This window comes from Pseudomonas sp. FBCC-B1565, assembly GCF_059133265.1.
This window is the reverse complement of record NZ_CP101438.1, coordinates 413845-430845: the sequence shown is the minus strand read 5'-3', so window position 1 is coordinate 430845 and position 17001 is coordinate 413845. Positions and strand designations below refer to the sequence as shown.

20 protein-coding genes are annotated in these 17001 nt (G+C 62.2%); 12 read left to right on the top strand and 8 right to left on the bottom strand.

The genetic code is table 11. The features are described 5' to 3' along the window. Positions 1-7: 7 nt before the first annotated feature. The 8 genes from proC to NL123_RS01920 all read left to right on the top strand — a co-directional run bounded on the left by proC (position 8) and on the right by NL123_RS01920 (position 5903). Positions 8-826: a pyrroline-5-carboxylate reductase gene (gene proC, locus NL123_RS01955; RefSeq protein ID WP_494357122.1), complete on the top strand. Its 819-nt coding sequence runs from the start codon at positions 8-10 to the stop codon at positions 824-826. A 9-nt stretch (positions 827-835) separates the two neighbouring features. Next, positions 836-1426 (top strand): YggT family protein, encoded by a 591-nt coding sequence (locus NL123_RS01950; RefSeq protein WP_025859579.1) that lies wholly within the window; start codon positions 836-838, stop codon positions 1424-1426. A 119-nt stretch (positions 1427-1545) separates the two neighbouring features. Next, positions 1546-2685 (top strand): homoserine O-succinyltransferase MetX, encoded by a 1140-nt coding sequence (gene metX, locus NL123_RS01945; protein WP_494357121.1) that lies wholly within the window; start codon positions 1546-1548, stop codon positions 2683-2685. A 7-nt stretch (positions 2686-2692) separates the two neighbouring features. Beyond that, complete coding sequence (metW, locus tag NL123_RS01940; RefSeq protein WP_034109956.1) at positions 2693-3313, top strand: methionine biosynthesis protein MetW; 621 nt, start codon at positions 2693-2695, stop codon at positions 3311-3313. A 21-nt stretch (positions 3314-3334) separates the two neighbouring features. Next, positions 3335-3769 (top strand): DUF4426 domain-containing protein, encoded by a 435-nt coding sequence (locus tag NL123_RS01935; protein WP_058426552.1) that lies wholly within the window; start codon positions 3335-3337, stop codon positions 3767-3769. Next, positions 3766-4362, top strand: coding sequence for an RdgB/HAM1 family non-canonical purine NTP pyrophosphatase (rdgB, locus tag NL123_RS01930; protein WP_025859581.1), 597 nt, complete (start codon positions 3766-3768; stop codon positions 4360-4362). Before NL123_RS01935 ends, rdgB begins: the two co-directional genes overlap by 4 nt. Further along, the gene (gene hemW, locus NL123_RS01925; protein ID WP_494357120.1) at positions 4359-5561 is read left to right on the top strand and encodes a radical SAM family heme chaperone HemW; all 1203 of its coding nucleotides are present in this window, start codon (positions 4359-4361) and stop codon (positions 5559-5561) included. Before rdgB ends, hemW begins: the two co-directional genes overlap by 4 nt. A gap of 18 nt (positions 5562-5579) precedes the next feature. Continuing rightward, positions 5580-5903, top strand: coding sequence for a DUF3392 domain-containing protein (locus NL123_RS01920; RefSeq protein ID WP_058426549.1), 324 nt, complete (start codon positions 5580-5582; stop codon positions 5901-5903). A gap of 142 nt (positions 5904-6045) precedes the next feature. Here NL123_RS01920 and trmB read toward each other — a convergent pair whose 3' ends face one another. The 4 genes from trmB to NL123_RS01900 form a co-directional block, all read right to left on the bottom strand. After that, entirely contained in the window at positions 6046-6771 is a 726-nt protein-coding gene (gene trmB, locus NL123_RS01915) for a tRNA (guanosine(46)-N7)-methyltransferase TrmB (RefSeq protein WP_092241969.1), read from the bottom strand. 9 nt (positions 6772-6780) lie between these two features. Beyond that, on the bottom strand, positions 6781-7575 hold the full coding sequence (locus NL123_RS01910) for a thiazole synthase (RefSeq protein ID WP_248485094.1): 795 nt from the start codon (positions 7573-7575) through the stop codon (positions 6781-6783). 52 nt (positions 7576-7627) lie between these two features. Next, positions 7628-7828 (bottom strand): sulfur carrier protein ThiS, encoded by a 201-nt coding sequence (gene thiS, locus NL123_RS01905; protein ID WP_058426546.1) that lies wholly within the window; start codon positions 7826-7828, stop codon positions 7628-7630. A 71-nt stretch (positions 7829-7899) separates the two neighbouring features. Then, positions 7900-8277 (bottom strand): DUF423 domain-containing protein, encoded by a 378-nt coding sequence (locus NL123_RS01900; protein WP_058426545.1) that lies wholly within the window; start codon positions 8275-8277, stop codon positions 7900-7902. Between the two features lie 74 nt (positions 8278-8351). On the opposite strand from NL123_RS01900, the gene mtgA reads away from it, so the two are divergent. Then, positions 8352-9074, top strand: a complete 723-nt coding sequence (gene mtgA, locus NL123_RS01895; RefSeq protein ID WP_248485096.1) for a monofunctional biosynthetic peptidoglycan transglycosylase — start codon at positions 8352-8354, stop codon at positions 9072-9074. 107 nt (positions 9075-9181) lie between these two features. Here the strand turns inward: mtgA and rpoH are convergent, their stop codons facing one another. The 4 genes from rpoH to ftsY form a co-directional block, all read right to left on the bottom strand. Then, a complete protein-coding gene (gene rpoH / locus NL123_RS01890) occupies positions 9182-10036 on the bottom strand; it encodes an RNA polymerase sigma factor RpoH (RefSeq protein ID WP_016972967.1) in 855 nt (284 codons plus the stop codon). A gap of 129 nt (positions 10037-10165) precedes the next feature. Continuing rightward, a complete protein-coding gene (gene ftsX, locus NL123_RS01885; protein WP_248485097.1) occupies positions 10166-11191 on the bottom strand; it encodes a permease-like cell division protein FtsX in 1026 nt (341 codons plus the stop codon). After that, the gene (gene ftsE, locus NL123_RS01880; RefSeq protein WP_003234627.1) at positions 11188-11859 is read right to left on the bottom strand and encodes a cell division ATP-binding protein FtsE; all 672 of its coding nucleotides are present in this window, start codon (positions 11857-11859) and stop codon (positions 11188-11190) included. The genes ftsX and ftsE overlap by 4 nt, the downstream gene beginning before the upstream one ends. Beyond that, positions 11856-13196, bottom strand: coding sequence for a signal recognition particle-docking protein FtsY (gene ftsY, locus NL123_RS01875; RefSeq protein WP_494357119.1), 1341 nt, complete (start codon positions 13194-13196; stop codon positions 11856-11858). The genes ftsE and ftsY overlap by 4 nt, the downstream gene beginning before the upstream one ends. A 232-nt stretch (positions 13197-13428) precedes the next feature. Between ftsY and NL123_RS01870 the strand changes: the two genes are divergently transcribed. Genes NL123_RS01870 through rsmD form a run of 3 tightly spaced genes read left to right on the top strand, consistent with a single transcriptional unit; the run spans position 13429 to position 16875 of the window. Next, the gene (locus NL123_RS01870; RefSeq protein ID WP_494357118.1) at positions 13429-14784 is read left to right on the top strand and encodes a M16 family metallopeptidase; all 1356 of its coding nucleotides are present in this window, start codon (positions 13429-13431) and stop codon (positions 14782-14784) included. Continuing rightward, the gene (locus NL123_RS01865) at positions 14777-16267 is read left to right on the top strand and encodes a M16 family metallopeptidase (RefSeq protein WP_494357117.1); all 1491 of its coding nucleotides are present in this window, start codon (positions 14777-14779) and stop codon (positions 16265-16267) included. The genes NL123_RS01870 and NL123_RS01865 overlap by 8 nt, the downstream gene beginning before the upstream one ends. Further along, positions 16267-16875, top strand: a complete 609-nt coding sequence (gene rsmD / locus NL123_RS01860) for a 16S rRNA (guanine(966)-N(2))-methyltransferase RsmD (protein ID WP_248485104.1) — start codon at positions 16267-16269, stop codon at positions 16873-16875. Before NL123_RS01865 ends, rsmD begins: the two co-directional genes overlap by 1 nt. The last annotated feature ends 126 nt before the right edge of the window (positions 16876-17001 follow it).

Sequence of the window (17001 nt, the reverse complement as noted above, 5' to 3'; positions counted from 1 at the left end):
ACCTGTCATGAGCAACACGCGTATAGCCTTTATCGGCGCCGGTAACATGGCGGCCAGCCTGATCGGTGGCCTGCGGGCCAAGGGCCTGGACGCCGCGCAGATCCGCGCCAGCGACCCGGGCGCCGACACCCGTGCCCGCGTCAGCGCCGAGCACGGTATTGAAACCTTTGCCGACAACGCCGAGGCCATCCAGGGCGTCGATGTAATTGTGCTGGCGGTGAAGCCGCAGGCCATGAAGGCCGTGTGCGAAAGCCTGCGTCCAAGCCTGCAGCCGCAGCAACTGGTGGTGTCCATCGCCGCCGGCATCACCTGCGCCAGCATGAACACCTGGCTCGGCGCCCAGCCGATCGTGCGCTGCATGCCCAACACCCCTGCCCTGGTCAGCCAAGGCGTGAGCGGCTTGTACGCCACCGCCGAAGTGAGCGCCGAACAACGCGACCAGGCGCAAGAGCTGCTGTCCGCCGTGGGCCTCGCCCTGTGGCTGGAGCAGGAACAGCAACTGGACGCGGTCACCGCCGTATCCGGCAGCGGCCCGGCGTATTTCTTCCTCCTGATCGAAGCCATGACCGCCGCCGGCGTGAAGCTGGGCCTATCCAAGGACGTTGCCGAACAACTGGCCGAGCAGACCGCCCTGGGTGCTGCGCGCATGGCGGTGTCCAGCGATGTGGATGCCGCCGAGCTGCGCCGCCGCGTGACCTCGCCGGGCGGCACCACACAGGCGGCCATCGAGTCGTTCCAGGCCGGGGGCTTTGAAGCCCTGGTGGAAAAAGCATTGGGTGCCGCTGCGCACCGCTCGGCGGAACTCGCCGAACAACTGGGCAAATAAGGAGCCAACATGATTGGTTTGAATACCGCAGCCGTCTACGTGCTGCAAACCCTCGGCAGCCTCTACCTGCTGATCGTCCTGATGCGCTTCGTACTGCAACTGGTGCGTGCGAACTTCTACAACCCGCTGTGCCAGTTCATCGTCAAGGCCACCCAACCGCTGCTCAAGCCGTTGCGCCGGATCATCCCGAGCCTGTTCGGCCTGGACATGTCGTCGCTGGTACTGGCGATCCTGGTGCAGTTGGCCTTGATGGCGCTGACCCTGCTGCTGACCTACGGCACCACCGGCAACTTCGTACAGTTGCTGATCTGGGCCATCATCGGCGTGACCGCGCTGTTCTTGAAGATCTTCTTCTTCGCCCTGATCATCAGTGTGATCCTGTCCTGGGTCGCCCCCGGTAGCCACAACCCTGGCGCCGAGCTGGTGAACCAGATCTGCGAGCCGGCCCTGGCGCCGTTCCGCCGCCTGCTGCCAAACCTGGGCGGCCTGGATATCTCGCCGATCCTGGCGTTCATGGTGCTCAAGTTGCTGGACATGCTGGTGATCAACAACCTGGCGGCCATGACCGGGATGCCGGAGATTTTGCGTCTGCTGATCTGACGCAAAGCAAATGTGAGAGGGGCAAGCCCCCTCCCACATTTCAAACCGCTCAGGCCATTGCTTGCCGCTAGGTGCAGCGGTCTTTAGACTTACGCCTCATTTAAACGAGAGCAGGGTCGATGCCAGCTGCCTTTCCCCCCGATTCTGTTGGACTGGTCGTGCCCCAAGTGGCGCACTTCAGCGAACCGCTGGCCCTGGCCTGCGGCCGTTCGCTGCCCGCCTACGACCTGATCTATGAAACCTATGGCCAACTGAACGCCACGGCGAGCAACGCCGTGCTGATCTGCCACGCCTTGTCCGGCCATCATCACGCGGCCGGTTTTCACTCTGCCGAGGATCGCAAGCCCGGCTGGTGGGACAGTTGCATCGGCCCCGGCAAACCCATCGACACCAACAAGTTCTTTGTGGTCAGCCTGAACAACCTGGGCGGCTGCAACGGTTCCACCGGCCCCAGCAGCCTCAATCCGGAAACCGGCAAGCCGTTCGGCGCCGACTTCCCGGTGCTCACCGTGGAAGACTGGGTACACAGCCAGGCGCGACTGGCCGACCTGCTGGGCATCAGCCAGTGGGCTGCGGTGATCGGCGGCAGCCTGGGCGGCATGCAGGCACTGCAATGGACCATCACCTACCCGGACCGCGTGCGCCATTGCCTGGCAATCGCCTCGGCCCCCAAGCTGTCGGCGCAGAACATCGCCTTCAACGAAGTGGCGCGCCAGGCCATCCTCACCGACCCGGAGTTCCACGGTGGTTCGTTCCAGGAAGCCGGCGTGATTCCCAAGCGCGGCCTGATGCTGGCGCGGATGGTCGGGCATATCACCTACCTGTCCGATGACTCCATGGGCGAGAAATTCGGCCGTGGCCTCAAGAGCGAGAAGCTCAACTACGACTTCCACAGCGTCGAGTTCCAGGTGGAAAGCTACCTGCGCTACCAGGGCGAGGAGTTCTCGGGGCGTTTCGACGCCAACACCTACCTGCTGATGACCAAGGCGCTGGACTACTTCGACCCGGCCGCCAACCACGACGACGACCTGGCGAAAACCTTCGAAGGCGCCACGGCCAAGTTCTGCGTGATGTCCTTCACCACCGACTGGCGCTTCTCGCCGGCCCGCTCCCGTGAGCTGGTGGACGCGCTGATGGCGGCACGCAAAGACGTCTGCTACCTGGAGATCGATGCACCGCAAGGCCACGACGCCTTCCTGATCCCGATCCCGCGTTACTTGCAGGCGTTCGGCAATTACATGAACCGGATTACTGTGTGAGAACGCCATGAGAGCCGACCTGGAAATCATCCAAGACTGGATCCCCGCCGGCAGCCGCGTGCTCGACCTGGGCTGTGGCGATGGCGAACTGCTGAGCTGGCTGCGCGACAACAAGCAAGTCACCGGCTACGGCCTGGAAAACGACCCGGACAACATCGCCCAGTGCGTGGCCAAGGGCATCAACGTGATCGAGCAGGACCTGGACAAGGGCCTGGGCAACTTTGCCAGCAACAGCTTCGACATCGTGGTGATGACCCAGGCCCTCCAGGCGGTGCACTACCCGGACCGCATCCTCGACGAAATGCTGCGCGTAGGCCGCCAGTGCATCATCACCTTCCCCAACTTCGGGCACTGGCGCTGCCGCTGGTACCTGGCCACCAAGGGCCGCATGCCGGTGTCGGACTTCCTGCCGTACACCTGGTACAACACGCCGAACATCCATTTCTGCACCTTCGAAGACTTCGAAGCCCTGTGCAGTGAGCGTGAAGCCAAGGTGATCAACCGCCTTGCCGTCGATCAACAGCATCGTCACGGCTGGGCAAGTAAACTATGGCCCAATCTGTTGGGCGAAATCGGTATTTACCGGGTCAGCAGTCCTGGCCTGACGGACCACAAGATTGCCGTCTAATCATCTTCAAGAGGGACGCTCATGAAACGCCTGGCTGTATTTCTATTGACCGCGTGCCTGGGCGCCAGCGCCATGGCCGCCGACGCTATCGACGCCAATCGCAAGAAAGACTTCGGTGACATCACCGTGCATTACAACACCTTCACCTCCAGCTTCCTGCAACCGGAAACCGCCCAGGCCGTCGGCGTGGTGCGCAGCAAGGAAAAGGGCTTGATCAACGTGACGGTGATCAAGGGCGTGACCCCAGTGGCCGCGCAAGTGACCGGCACCATCAAGGACTTGGGCGGCAAGAGCGAAGTCCTGACGTTCAAGCAGATCAACGAGAAAGGCGGCATCAATTACCTGGCGCCCTACTCCGTGACGCAGCGCGAATACAAGACGTTTACCATCAACGTTGAAACCGGCGGCAAAGCCCATAGCTTCCAGTTCAACCAGGAACTGTTTCCGGCGGAATAATGAACCTCACCCAACTCGTACTGGCCAGCCATAACGCCGGCAAACTCAAAGAACTGCAAGCCATGCTCGGTGACTCCGTGCAACTGCGCTCCATCGGCGAGTTCAGCCAGGTGGAGCCGGAAGAGACCGGCCTGTCGTTCGTCGAGAACGCTATCCTCAAGGCGCGCAACGCCGCACGTATCTCCGGTTTGCCGGCGCTGGCGGATGACTCGGGGCTGGCGGTGGACTTCCTCGGCGGCGCGCCTGGCATCTATTCGGCACGCTACGCCGACGGCAAAGGCGATGCAGCCAACAACGCCAAGCTGCTGGACGCGCTCAAGGACGTACCGGACGCCGAACGCGGCGCTCAGTTCGTCTGCGTGCTGGCCCTGGTGCGGCACGCCGATGACCCGCTGCCGATCCTCTGCGAAGGCCTGTGGCACGGGCGCATCCTGCATGCCGCCAGCGGCGAGCATGGGTTTGGCTATGACCCGCTGTTCTGGGTGCCGGAGCGTAACGTTTCCAGTGCCGAACTGAGCCCGGCCGACAAGAACCAGATCAGCCACCGTGCTCGCGCAATGGATTTGCTGCGCCAACGCCTGAGCCTGAAATGACCCAGAACACCTCTGCGCAGCCGCTGATCCACGGCGGCGCGCAAACACCTCGGGCGGCCTTGCCTGTGCTGCCGCCCCTGGCGCTGTACATCCACATCCCGTGGTGCGTGCGCAAATGCCCTTATTGCGACTTCAACTCCCACACCGCCAGTAAAGTGCTGCCGGAAGAGGAGTATGTGGACGCCCTGTTGGCCGACCTCGATCAGGACCTGCACGCAGTGCATGGCCGCGAACTCAGTTCGATCTTCTTCGGCGGCGGCACGCCCAGCCTGTTCAGCGCCGCAGCGTTGGGGCGGTTGCTCAAGGGCGTGGAAGCCCGCATCCCGTTTGCCGGCGATATCGAGATCACCCTGGAAGCCAACCCCGGGACGTTCGAGCAAGAAAAGTTCGTGGCCTATCGCAAGCTGGGGATCAATCGCCTGTCCATCGGTATCCAGAGCTTCCAGCAGGAAAAGCTTGAGGCCCTGGGCCGTATCCACAATGGCGACGAAGCCGTACGTGCCGCTGGCATGGCGCGCCAGGCCGGGTTCGATAACTTCAATCTGGACTTGATGCACGGGCTGCCCGATCAGTCCCTGGACGATGCCTTGAGCGACTTGCGCCAGGCCATCGCGCTGAAGCCGACGCACTTGTCCTGGTACCAGCTGACCCTGGAACCCAACACCGTGTTCTGGAACCAGCCGCCTGCACTGCCGGAAGACGACACCCTGTGGGACATCCAGGAAGCCGGCCAGGCGTTGCTTGCCGAACACGGCTACGCGCAATATGAAGTATCGGCCTATGCCCAACCAGGTCGCCCGGCGCGGCATAACCTCAATTACTGGAGCTTCGGTGACTTTATCGGCATCGGCGCCGGCGCCCACGGCAAGCTCAGCCACCCGGACGGGCGCATCGTGCGCACTTGGAAGACGCGGGCACCGAAGGACTACCTCAACCCGGCCAAAAGCTTCCAGGCCGGCGCGAAGGAGCTGACCAACGAAGAGTTGCCATTCGAGTTCCTGATGAACGCCCTGCGCCTCACCGAAGGGGTCGATGCCAGGCTCTACGCCGAGCGTACCGGTCTGGATCTGGCGAGCCTCGATGAAGGCCGCCGCGAGGCAGAACAAAGTGGCTTAATGCAGGTCGAACCGTCACGCCTGGCGGCGACCGACCGCGGGCAACTCTTTCTCAATGATCTGTTGCAGAAGTTTTTGAGCTGACGCTCTTAAGGAAATCGAATGGATTTGGTACTCGACCTGCTCGCCACCGTATCCCGCTGGAGCCGCAGCAACCTGTCGGAAATCTCCCTGGCCCTGGTGGGCTGCCTGCTGGTGCTGTTTGGCGCCGACATCAAAGGCTGGATCGAAGCACGCCTGGGCAGCATCGCGGGTGCGTTGCGCGTGCCGTTGATGGCGCTGGTGTGCATGATCGGCAGCGGCGCGGCGTTGATTTATGCCACGCCGTGGATTGTGCGAGGGTTGAGCCAGTTCAATAACTACAGCCTGGCGCCGGTGTTGATTGTGGTACTGGTGTTGATCGGCGTAGTCGCAGACCGCCGCTGATCCTGAGCAAAACGTCGATACAAATGTGGGAGGGGGCTTGCCCCCGATGGCGGTGGACCAGTCACTCTATGGGGTGACTGACACTCTGCTATCGGGGGCAAGCGCCCTCCCACATTTGATTGCATTGCAACTCAGAGACGAGTTACGCCAGCTTCTCGAACTTCAAATCCCACACCCCATGCCCCAGCCGCTCACCACGACGCTCGAACTTGGTGATCGGACGCTCAGCCGGGCGTGGCACGCATTTGCCGTCTTCAGCCAGGTTGCGGTAGCCGGGGGCCACGTTCATCACTTCCAGCATGTATTCCGCATACGGCTCCCAATCGGTGGCCATGTGCAGGATGCCGCCCACTTTCAGCTTGGTGCGCACCAGTTCCGCAAAGGAGGCCTGGACGATGCGGCGCTTGTGGTGACGGGCTTTGTGCCATGGATCCGGGAAGAACAGCATCAGACGGTCGAGGCTGTTGTCGGCGATGCAGCGGTTGAGCACTTCGATCGCGTCGCAATCGTAGACCCGCAGGTTGGTCAGGCCTTGGGTCAACACGCCGTTGAGCAGCGCGCCGACACCTGGGCGGTGCACTTCCACACCGATGAAGTCCTGGTCCGGCGCAGCGGCGGCCATTTCCAGCAGGGAGTGGCCCATGCCGAAGCCGATTTCCAGGGAGCGCGGGGCCGAACGGCCAAACACCTGGTCGTAGTCCACCGGCGCGTCGGCCAATGGCAACACGAACAACGGCGTACCTTGCTCCAGGCCCTTTTGCTGGCCTTCGGTCATACGACCGGCGCGCATCACAAAACTCTTGATGCGGCGGTGCTTGGACTCGTCGCCTGCTTCCAGGGTGTTCGGCGTTTCGTTTGATTCAGTCATCAATGGCTCTTACTTGATCAGACCATCCAGCGGCGAGGAGGCGCTGGCGTAGAGTTTTTTCGGCATGCGGCCGGCGAGGTAGGCCAGGCGACCCGCGACGATGGCGTGGTTCATGGCTTCGGCCATCAGGATCGGTTGCTGGGCGTGAGCGATGGCCGAGTTCATCAGCACCGCGTCACAGCCCAGTTCCATGGCGATGGTTGCGTCGGAGGCCGTGCCCACGCCTGCATCCACCAACACCGGGATCTTGGCTTCTTCGAGGATGATCTGCAGGTTGTAGGGATTGCAGATACCCAGGCCGGAACCGATCAGGCCGGCCAGTGGCATCACCGCGATGCAGCCGATTTCCGCCAGTTGGCGCGCAATGATCGGGTCATCGCTGGTGTAGACCATCACGTCGAAACCTTCCTTGACCAGGGTTTCGGCGGCCTTGAGGGTTTCGATCACGTTGGGGAACAGGGTTTTCTGGTCGGCCAGCACTTCCAGCTTCACAAGGTTGTGGCCATCGAGCAGCTCACGGGCCAGGCGGCAGGTGCGCACGGCTTCAATGGCGTCGTAGCAACCGGCGGTGTTCGGCAGGAAGGTGTAGCGGTCCGGCGACAGCACTTCGAGCAGGTTTGGCTCGCCTTCGATCTGGCCGAGGTTGGTGCGGCGCACGGCGAAAGTGACGATCTCGGCGCCCGAGGCTTCGATGGCCAGGCGGGTTTCTTCCATGTCGCGGTACTTGCCGGTGCCGACCAGCAGGCGGGACTGGTAGGTACAGCCGGCCAGGACGAAAGGCTTGTCGCTACGAACGATGCTCATGGGAAATCCTCGAAATGGGGTGAGGTTCTGCAGAATTCAGGAAGCTGCGCGATCAGCCGCCGCCGATGGCGTGGACCACTTCGACCTGGTCGCCTTCGGCGAGCGCGGTCTCGGCGTGCAGGCTACGCGGGACGATATCCAGGTTGAGTTCCACTGCGACGCGACGCCCGGTCAGGTCCAGGCGGGTCAGCAGGGCCGCAACGGTTTCACCGTCGGGCAGTTCAAAGGATTCGCCGTTCAACTGAATGCGCATGCCACGGGCCGCCATCGTTTTTAGGGGTCGGCATTCTAGCCCGATTGAGGTTGCCGGCCCAAGTCCCTTGGTCAGGCTGCCTGCAAACGCCAAGCCGCCAGGCCCAGGAAGAACCAGCCGAGCAGGAAGGCCAGGCCGCCAAACGGCGTGATGATCCCGAGTTTGCTGATGCCGGTCAGGGTCAGCACATACAGGCTGCCGGAGAACAGCAGGATGCCGACGGTAAACGAGATGCCCGCCCAGCTGACCAATCGGCCAGGAATATGCGCCGCCAGCAGCGCCACGCCGAACAGTGCCAGGGCGTGCACCAACTGGTAGGTCACGCCGGTGTGGAAGATCGCCAGGTACTCAGCGCTCAGGCGGTTTTTCAGGCCGTGGGCGGCGAAGGCGCCAAGGGCGACACCGGTGAAGCCGAAAAAGGCAGCCAACATCAGAAAGCCACGCAGCATGAGGAACTCCAGTCAGACTCATAGGGCAGGGTCTGTATAATGGCCCGCTCAACGGGTTCGGCCAAGCCATCTCTATGCTGCGTCTCCTCTTCAAACGCTTTCTCAACGTCGTCAAATGGTTTGCCATCGGCAGTGTGCTGCTGGTGCTGCTGTTTCGTGTCGTCCCGCCGCCCTTCACCGCGCTGATGGTGGAGCGCAAGGTCGAATCCTGGTTCGACGGCGAACCCATTGACCTGCAGCGCACCTGGGTGCCGTGGGACGAGATCTCCGATGACCTCAAAGTGGCGGTGATGGCTGGCGAAGACCAACGCTTCCCGCAGCATTGGGGCTTTGATTTCGGCGCGATCCAGGCGGCGATCCTGCACAACGAGCGCGGCGGCTCGATTCGCGGTGCCAGCACGTTGAGCCAGCAAGTGTCGAAGAACCTGTTTCTGTGGGCCGGCCGCAGTTATCTGCGCAAAGGCCTGGAAGCCTGGTTTACCGGGTTGATCGAGGTGTTGTGGCCCAAGCAGCGGATTCTTGAGGTGTACCTCAATAGCGTGGAGTGGGACGAAGGGGTATTTGGGGCGGAAGCGGCGGCACGACATCACTTTGGGGTGAGTGCCAAGGGGTTATCGCGGCAGCAGGCCAGCTATCTGGCGGCTGTTTTGCCCAACCCACGGGTGTGGAGTGCCAGTCATCCGACGGCGTATGTGGCGCGGCGCGCTGCTTGGATTCGGCAGCAGATGGGTCAGTTGGGTGGAGACGGTTACCTGGTTGAACTGAACAACTCCCGCAAGGCCCCCTGGTCCGACTGACACAACAAAAACAAATGTGGGAGGGGGCTTGCCCCCGATAGCGATGGAACAGTCACCTTGATGTTGACTGACACTCTGCTATCGGGGGCAAGCCCCCTCCCATATTTTTAGGCTGCGATGGACAGTTTCAGCTTGTTCATCGCGCTTTTCTCAAGCTGACGAATCCGCTCGGCCGACACGTTGTACTTCTGCGCCAGGTCATGCAGCGTGGCCTTGTCTTCCGCCAGCCAGCGCTGGTAGAGGATGTCACGGCTGCGGTCGTCCAGCACTTCCAGCGCTTCATGTAGGTTGTGGTTGGAGTTGTCGCTCCAGTCCGCATCCTCCAGTTGACGCGCCGGGTCGTAGCGATGGTCTTCCAGGTAGTTGGCCGGCGATTGGAAGGCGCTGTCGTCGTCCGCTTCAGCAGCGGGGTCGAAGGCCATGTCATGGCCGGTCAGGCGGCTTTCCATCTCGCGCACTTCACGCGGCTCCACGCCGAGGCTTTCGGCCACGCGGTGCACTTCCTCGTTGTTCAGCCACGCCAGGCGTTTCTTCTGGCTGCGCAGGTTGAAGAACAGTTTGCGCTGGGCCTTGGTGGTCGCCACTTTCACGATGCGCCAGTTGCGCAGGATGAATTCGTGGATTTCCGCCTTGATCCAGTGCACGGCAAACGACACCAGGCGCACACCCATCTCGGGGTTGAAGCGCTTTACCGCCTTCATCAGGCCGACGTTGCCTTCCTGGATCAGGTCAGCCTGGGCCAGGCCGTAGCCGCTATAGCTACGGGCGATATGTACGACAAAACGCAGGTGGGCGAGCACCATCTGCCGAGCCGCCCCCAAATCCTGCTCATAGTAGAGACTCTCGGCCAGTTCACGCTCCTGCTCGGGCGTCAGCAATGGAATGCTGTTGACCGTGTGCACATAGGCTTCCAGGTTCGCACCCGGGACCAAGGCATAAGCAGGTTGCAAAGAAGTGGTCATACGAAAAAACCTCCGACTCACATAACTCGTGCAGTGAAGCACTGCGAAAATTGACCGGGAACCGTAGGACAAGTTCCCTAAACCACTCATACGGTCAATACAAACGAAACCACATTAATCTGACATTAACTACTTCGGTGCCAGCTCGCGTAAATGACGAGCGACCGCAATCCAAGCACCGATATACCCCAACAATACCGCGCCAAGCAAGAGACTCAGACCATCGGCTACCGGCACGCCGGCCAGGGCGAAATCACTGCCGTAGAGTCCGGCAAGCCCGACAACCGCGTCGTTCAGCCAGTCCAGGCCAAAAGCCAGCACGCCCCAGGACAAAATCCCGGCACCAAAGCCATAAAGCGCGCCCATGTACAGAAAAGGCCGACGCACATAGCTGTCCGTGCCGCCGACCAGTTTAATCACTTCTATCTCGGTGCGACGGTTTTCAATATGAAGACGAATGGTATTACCTATCACCAAAAGTAATGCAGACACCAACAGCACCGTCAGGCCGAACACAAACCGGTCGCCCAGCTTGAGGATCGCCGCCAGGCGCTCTACCCAGACTAGATCAAGCTGCGCCTGCTGTACCTTGGGCATCTCTGCGAGTTTTTGTCGCAGGGCCTCCAGCGCCGGCTTATCGACTTCGTTCGGCGTCACCAGCACCACGCCCGGCAGCGGGTTCTGTGGCAGCTCCTTGAGCGCCTCGCCCAGGCCGGACTGTTGCTGGAACTCTTCCAGCGCCTGATCGCGGCTGATGTACTCGGCATCCGCCACGCCGGGGATGTTCTTGATGTCGTCGCGTAACGCTTCGCCATCTTTGGCACTGGCGTCGATATTCAGGTACAGCGAAATCTGCGCTGCGCGCTGCCAGGAACCGCCCAGGCGCTCCACATTATTAAGCAGCAGCGACAAACCCATCGGCAGGCTCAGGGCCACCGCCATCACCAGGCAGGTGAAAAAGCTGCCGATCGGCTGTTTGCCCAGGCGGCGCAGACTGTCGACCAGGCTGGCGCGATGGCTTTCGATCCAGGCGCGCAGCAAAGTGCTGAAATCCGGACCGTCGTCATCATGCTCGTGTTTTTTCTTCGGCGGTTGCGGGTCGGCCGGTTTCGGCGCCACGCGTTCGGAGACTTTAGGGCTGCGTGTTGCACTCATACGCCGGCCTCCCCGTCACCGATCAGGCGGCCGCGTTGCAGGGTCAGCATGCGATGGCGCATGCGTGCGATCAGTGCCAGGTCGTGACTGGCGATCAGCACGCTGGTGCCCAGGCGGTTGATGTCTTCGAATACGCCCATGATTTCGGCCGCCAGGCGCGGGTCAAGGTTACCGGTGGGTTCGTCCGCCAGCAGCAGCGCCGGGCGGTGGACGATGGCGCGGGCGATACCGACGCGCTGTTGCTGGCCGGTGGATAGGTCGCCAGGGTAAAGGTCGGTCTTGTCCGACAGCGCCACGCGCTCCAGGGCCGAATCCACGCGCTTGACGATCTCGGCCTTGGACAGCCCGAGGATCTGCAACGGCAGCGCCACGTTATTGAACACGGTGCGATCAAACAACAGCTGGTGATTCTGGAACACCACGCCGATCTGGCGGCGCAGGAACGGAATCTGCGCATTGCTGATGGTGGCCAGGTCCTGACCCGCCAGCAGCAACTTGCCAGTGGTCGGGCGTTCCATGGCCAGCAGCAGCCGCAACAAGGTACTTTTGCCGGCGCCGGAGTGCCCGGTTACAAACAGAAACTCGCCGCGCCGCACTCGAAAGCTCAGCTCATGCAAGCCGACATGCCCGTTGGCATAGCGTTTACCGACCTGTTCGAATCGAATCATGAACGCTCCCGCTCGGCAAACAGTGCCTGTACAAAGGGTTCGGCTTCAAAGGTGCGCAGGTCGTCGATGCCTTCACCAACGCCGATATAACGAATCGGCAACCCGAACTGTTTGGCCAGGGCGAAGATCACACCGCCCTTGGCCGTGCCGTCGAGCTTAGTCAATGCCAGGCCGGTCAGTTGTACCGTCTGGTTGAATTGTTTGGCCTGGCTGATGGCGTTCTGGCCGGTGCCGGCATCCAGCACCAGCAGGACCTCGTGCGGGGCGTCTGCGTCGAGCTTGCCGATCACGCGGCGAACCTTTTTCAGCTCTTCCATCAAATTGTCTTTGGTGTGCAGGCGACCGGCGGTATCGGCGATCAGCACATCGATGTTACGGGCCTTGGCGGCTTGCACGGCATCGAAGATCACCGAGGCGGAGTCGGCGCCGGTGTGCTGGGCGATGACCGGGATCTTGTTGCGCTCGCCCCACACCTGCAGCTGTTCCACCGCAGCGGCACGGAAGGTATCGCCGGCTGCCAGCATGACTTTCTTGCCTTCGGACTGCAGCTTCTTGGCCAGCTTGCCGATAGTGGTGGTCTTGCCGGCACCGTTGACGCCCACCACCAGGATCACGAAAGGCTTCTTCGGGGTGATCACCAGCGGCGCTTCCACCGGCTTGAGCATCGAGGCCAGCTCGGCCTGCAGGGATTTGTACAACGCGTCGGCGTCGGTCAGCTGCTTGCGCGCGACCTTCTGGGTGAGGCTCTGGATGATCACGGCAGTGGCTTCAACGCCCACGTCGGCGGTGAGCAGGCGGGTTTCGATGTCTTCCAGCAGTTCGTCATCGATGACCTTCTTGCCGAGGAACAGGCTGGCCATGCCTTCGCCGATGCTGGCGCTGGTTTTGCTCAGGCCTTGCTTGAGGCGGGCGAAGAAGCCGGTCTTGCTGGTTTCGGCAGGGGCGACGACGGGCTCCGGCTCGATCACCGCAGGCACAGCCACCTCGGCCACAACCGGAATCGGCGGGGTGACGTGCTCAGCCTGCACATCTTCAACCAGCGCCACGGGTTCTTCGGCCACCGGCAGTTCCGGCCACGGTTTGTGCTCTGGTTCCGGCTCGGGTTCCGGCGCAGCCTCGACGACCGGCTGCAACACCGGCTCGGCCATCGGCAACACCACCGGCGCCGGTGTTTCGGCAACCGGTTCGGCTTCTACTATGGGTTCTGGGATAGGTTCAGGCAGAACCTGCGGCTGTTCGTCGACGGTTTCCTGCGGTTTTTTGCGCAGCCATCCGAACAGGCCTTTCTTCTCGCCAGCCGCAGCTGGGGTCTTCTTGTCGTCGTTGGAACCAAACATGGAGACGGCTATCTCAAGGTAGCGACGCGCCAAGGGGCGCGTCGGTAAATAAAATTCGATGCGTAACAGACTGTTTTTTAGCCAGCTCGTTCATGCGCAACATTTTGTAAGGCCTAAATAGGGCCTAAACAAGACTGCCGCAGTGGCCGTCCGTAAATCCGACCAGTATCCTAGCACCTCCTCGCCCGCCGACGCTAAGACCAAGCGGGCAGCCCAACAGGTTTAAAAACGAATGAATGCTCTAGCCCGCCGCGCCGCAGGCCTGCTGTTCAGCACAGTTTGTCTGCCTCTTTCAGCCATGGCTGCCGACCCACAACCCACCCATGAATTCACCCTGGACAACGGCCTCAAGGTGGTCGTACGCGAAGACCATCGCGCGCCGGTGGTGGTTTCCCAGGTCTGGTACAAGGTCGGTTCGAGCTACGAAACCCCGGGCCAGACCGGTTTGTCACACGCCCTGGAACACATGATGTTCAAGGGCAGCGCCAAGGTCGGCCCCGGCGAAGCCTCGCTGATCCTTCGCGACCTGGGCGCCGAAGAGAACGCCTTCACCAGCGATGACTACACCGCTTATTACCAGGTGCTGGCCCGTGATCGGCTGGGCGTTGCCTTCGAGCTGGAAGCCGACCGCATGGCCAGCCTGCGCCTGCCGGCCGACGAATTCAGCCGCGAAATCGAGGTAATCAAGGAAGAGCGCCGCCTGCGCACCGACGACAACCCGATGTCCAAGGCCTACGAGCGCTTCAAGGCCATGGCCTTCCCGGCCAGCGGCTACCACACGCCGACCATCGGTTGGATGGCCGATCTGGACCGCATGAAAGTCGAAGAGCTGCGCCACTGGTACCAATCCTGGTACGTCCCGAACAACGCCACCCTGGTGGTAGTCGGCGATGTCACCCCGGACGAGGTGAAGAACCTGGCCAAGCGCTACTTCGGCCCGATCCCCAAGCGTGATGTGCCACCGGCCAAGATTCCGATGGAACTGGCCGAGCCCGGCGAGCGCCTGCTGACGATGCATGTGAAAACCCAATTGCCGAGCGTGATGCTGGGCTTTAACGTGCCGGGCCTGGCCACCGCCGAAGACAAACGTTCGGTGCAGGCCCTGCGCCTGATCTCGGCCTTGCTGGACGGCGGCTACAGCGCCCGCATCTCAGAACAATTGGAGCGTGGTGAAGAGCTGGTTTCCGCTGCCTCCACCAACTACGACGCCTACACCCGTGGCGATACCCTGTTCATGCTGAGCGCCACGCCGAATCAGCAGAAGAAGAAAACCGTCGCCCAGGCAGAAGCCGGCCTGTGGCGCCTGCTGGAAGAGTTGAAGGCCAAGCCGCCGACCGCCGAAGAACTGGAACGCATCCGCGCCCAGGTCATTGCCGGCCTGGTCTACCAGCGTGACTCCATCACCAGCCAGGCCACGGCCATCGGCTCCCTGGAGACCGTGGGCTTGTCCTGGAAACTGATGGACACGGAGCTCGCCGACCTGCAAAGCGTGACCCCGGAAGATATCCAGAAAGCCGCGCGCACCTATTTCACCCGCGAACGTCTGAGCGTCGCCCATGTTTTGCCTGAGGAGACCGCTCATGAGTGATCGCAAAAGCAGCCGCCTGATCTTCCCCGGCCTGGTCGTCGTTACCCTGATCGCCGCCAGCGCCGTGTACTTCCTGCGCCCCAGCGACTCCGTCGCCAGCCCGGCATTGGAAAAAGCCCAATCGAGCAACCAGCTGCAATCCCTGGCGGAACTGGACGGCAAGGCGCCGACCAACCGCAAGCTCGACGTTCAGACCTGGACCACCGCCGAAGGCGCCAAGGTGCTGTTCGTCGAAGCCCATGAACTGCCGATGTTCGACATGCGCATCCTGTTTGCCGCCGGCAGCAGCCAGGACGGCAACGTACCGGGCCTGGCGCTGATGACCAACGCCATGCTCAACGAAGGTGTACCGGGCAAGGACGTGAGCCAGATCGCCCGTGATTTCGAAGGCCTGGGCGCTGACTTCGGCAATGGCGCTTACCGCGACATGGCGCTGGTGTCCCTGCGCAGCCTCAGTGACAGTAGCAAACGCGACGCCGCCCTGAGCCTGTTTGACCAGGTGATCGGCAAACCGACCTTCCCGGCCGACTCCCTGGCCCGGATCAAGAACCAGATCCTCGCCGGCTTCGAGTACCAGAAGCAGAACCCCGGCAAGCTGGCCAGCCTTGAACTGTTCAAGCGCCTGTACGGCGATCACCCCTACGCGCACCCGAGCGAAGGCACGCCCGAAAGCGTGCCGAAGATTACCCTCGCGCAGTTGCAGGCGTTCCACGCCAAGGCTTACGCAGCGGGCAACGCGGTGATTGCGGTGGTGGGTGACCTGACCCGCGCCGAAGCCGAAGCCATGACGGCCAAGGTTTCTGCATCGCTGCCCAAGGGCCCGGCGCTGGCGAAGATCGCCCAGCCGACCGAACCCAAACCGGGCCTGAGCCGAATCGAGTTCCCATCCAAGCAAACCCACCTGCTGTTCGCGCAACTGGGCATCGATCGTGCCGACCCGGACTACGCAGCCTTGTCCCTGGGTAACCAGATCCTCGGCGGCGGCGGTTTCGGCACCCGCCTGATGAGCGAAGTGCGTGAAAAGCGCGGCCTGACCTATGGCGTGTACTCCGGCTTCTCGCCGATGCAGGTGCGCGGCCCGTTCATGATCAACCTGCAGACCCGCGCGGAAATGAGCGGCGGCACCCTGCGCCTGGTCGAGGACGTGGTGGCCGATTACCTCAAGACCGGCCCGACGCAAAAGGAACTGGATGACGCCAAACGCGAGCTGGCCGGCAGCTTCCCGCTGTCGACCGCGAGCAATGCCGATATCGTCGGGCAGTTGGGCGCGATGGGTTTCTACAACCTGCCGCTGACCTATCTGGAAGATTTCGTGAAACAATCCCAGGCCCTGACCGTAGAGCAGGTCAAGGCTGCAATGAACAAACACTTGAGCGCCGACAAGATGGTCATCGTGACCGCCGGCCCGACGATTGCGCAAAAGCCACTACCGCCCCCCACTGATAAACCCGCCGAGCAGCCGCTCGGGGTTCCGGAGCATTAATGGCCAGTTCATCTCGCCCGAAAAAACCTGTCCACAACGTGCATAACGGGGTGGGCCAGCTGCGCATCATTGGCGGCGAATGGCGCAGCCGCAAGCTGAGCTTCCCCGACGTCGTAGGCCTGCGCCCGACGCCGGACCGCGTGCGTGAAACCCTGTTCAACTGGCTCGCGCCGTACATCGCCGGCGCCAAGGTACTCGACCCGTTCGCCGGCAGTGGCGCGCTGTTCCTGGAGGCGCTGTCCCGTGGCGCCGCCCTGGGCCAGGCGCTGGACGCCAGCAATGTGGCGGTGTCCAGCCTCAAGGAACACCTGGGCACCCTGCGCTGCACCACCGGCCAGGTGCAAACCGCCGACGCGCTGCGCTATCTCGAAACCCAGCCGGCCAGCGAATTCGACGTGGTGTTCCTCGACCCGCCGTTCAACCAGAACCTGCTGCCGAGCGTGTGCGCGTTGCTGGAAGAACGCCAATGGCTGGCAGCGGATTCGTGGATCTACACTGAAAGCGAGACCGCGCCTTCTACCCTGGGCTTGCCGGCCACCTGGCGGCTACACCGGGAACAAAAGTCCGGACGGGTGTATTACGCGTTGTGGCAACGCAGCGCCGCCTGACCTCTGTTTGTGGCGAGCGGGCTTGCCCCGCGTTGGGCTGCGCAGCAGCCCCAAAACCAGCAATGATGTTCTAACTGATTATTCGCGGTGTTATTGATGGGGCTACTTCGCAGCCCAACGCGGGGC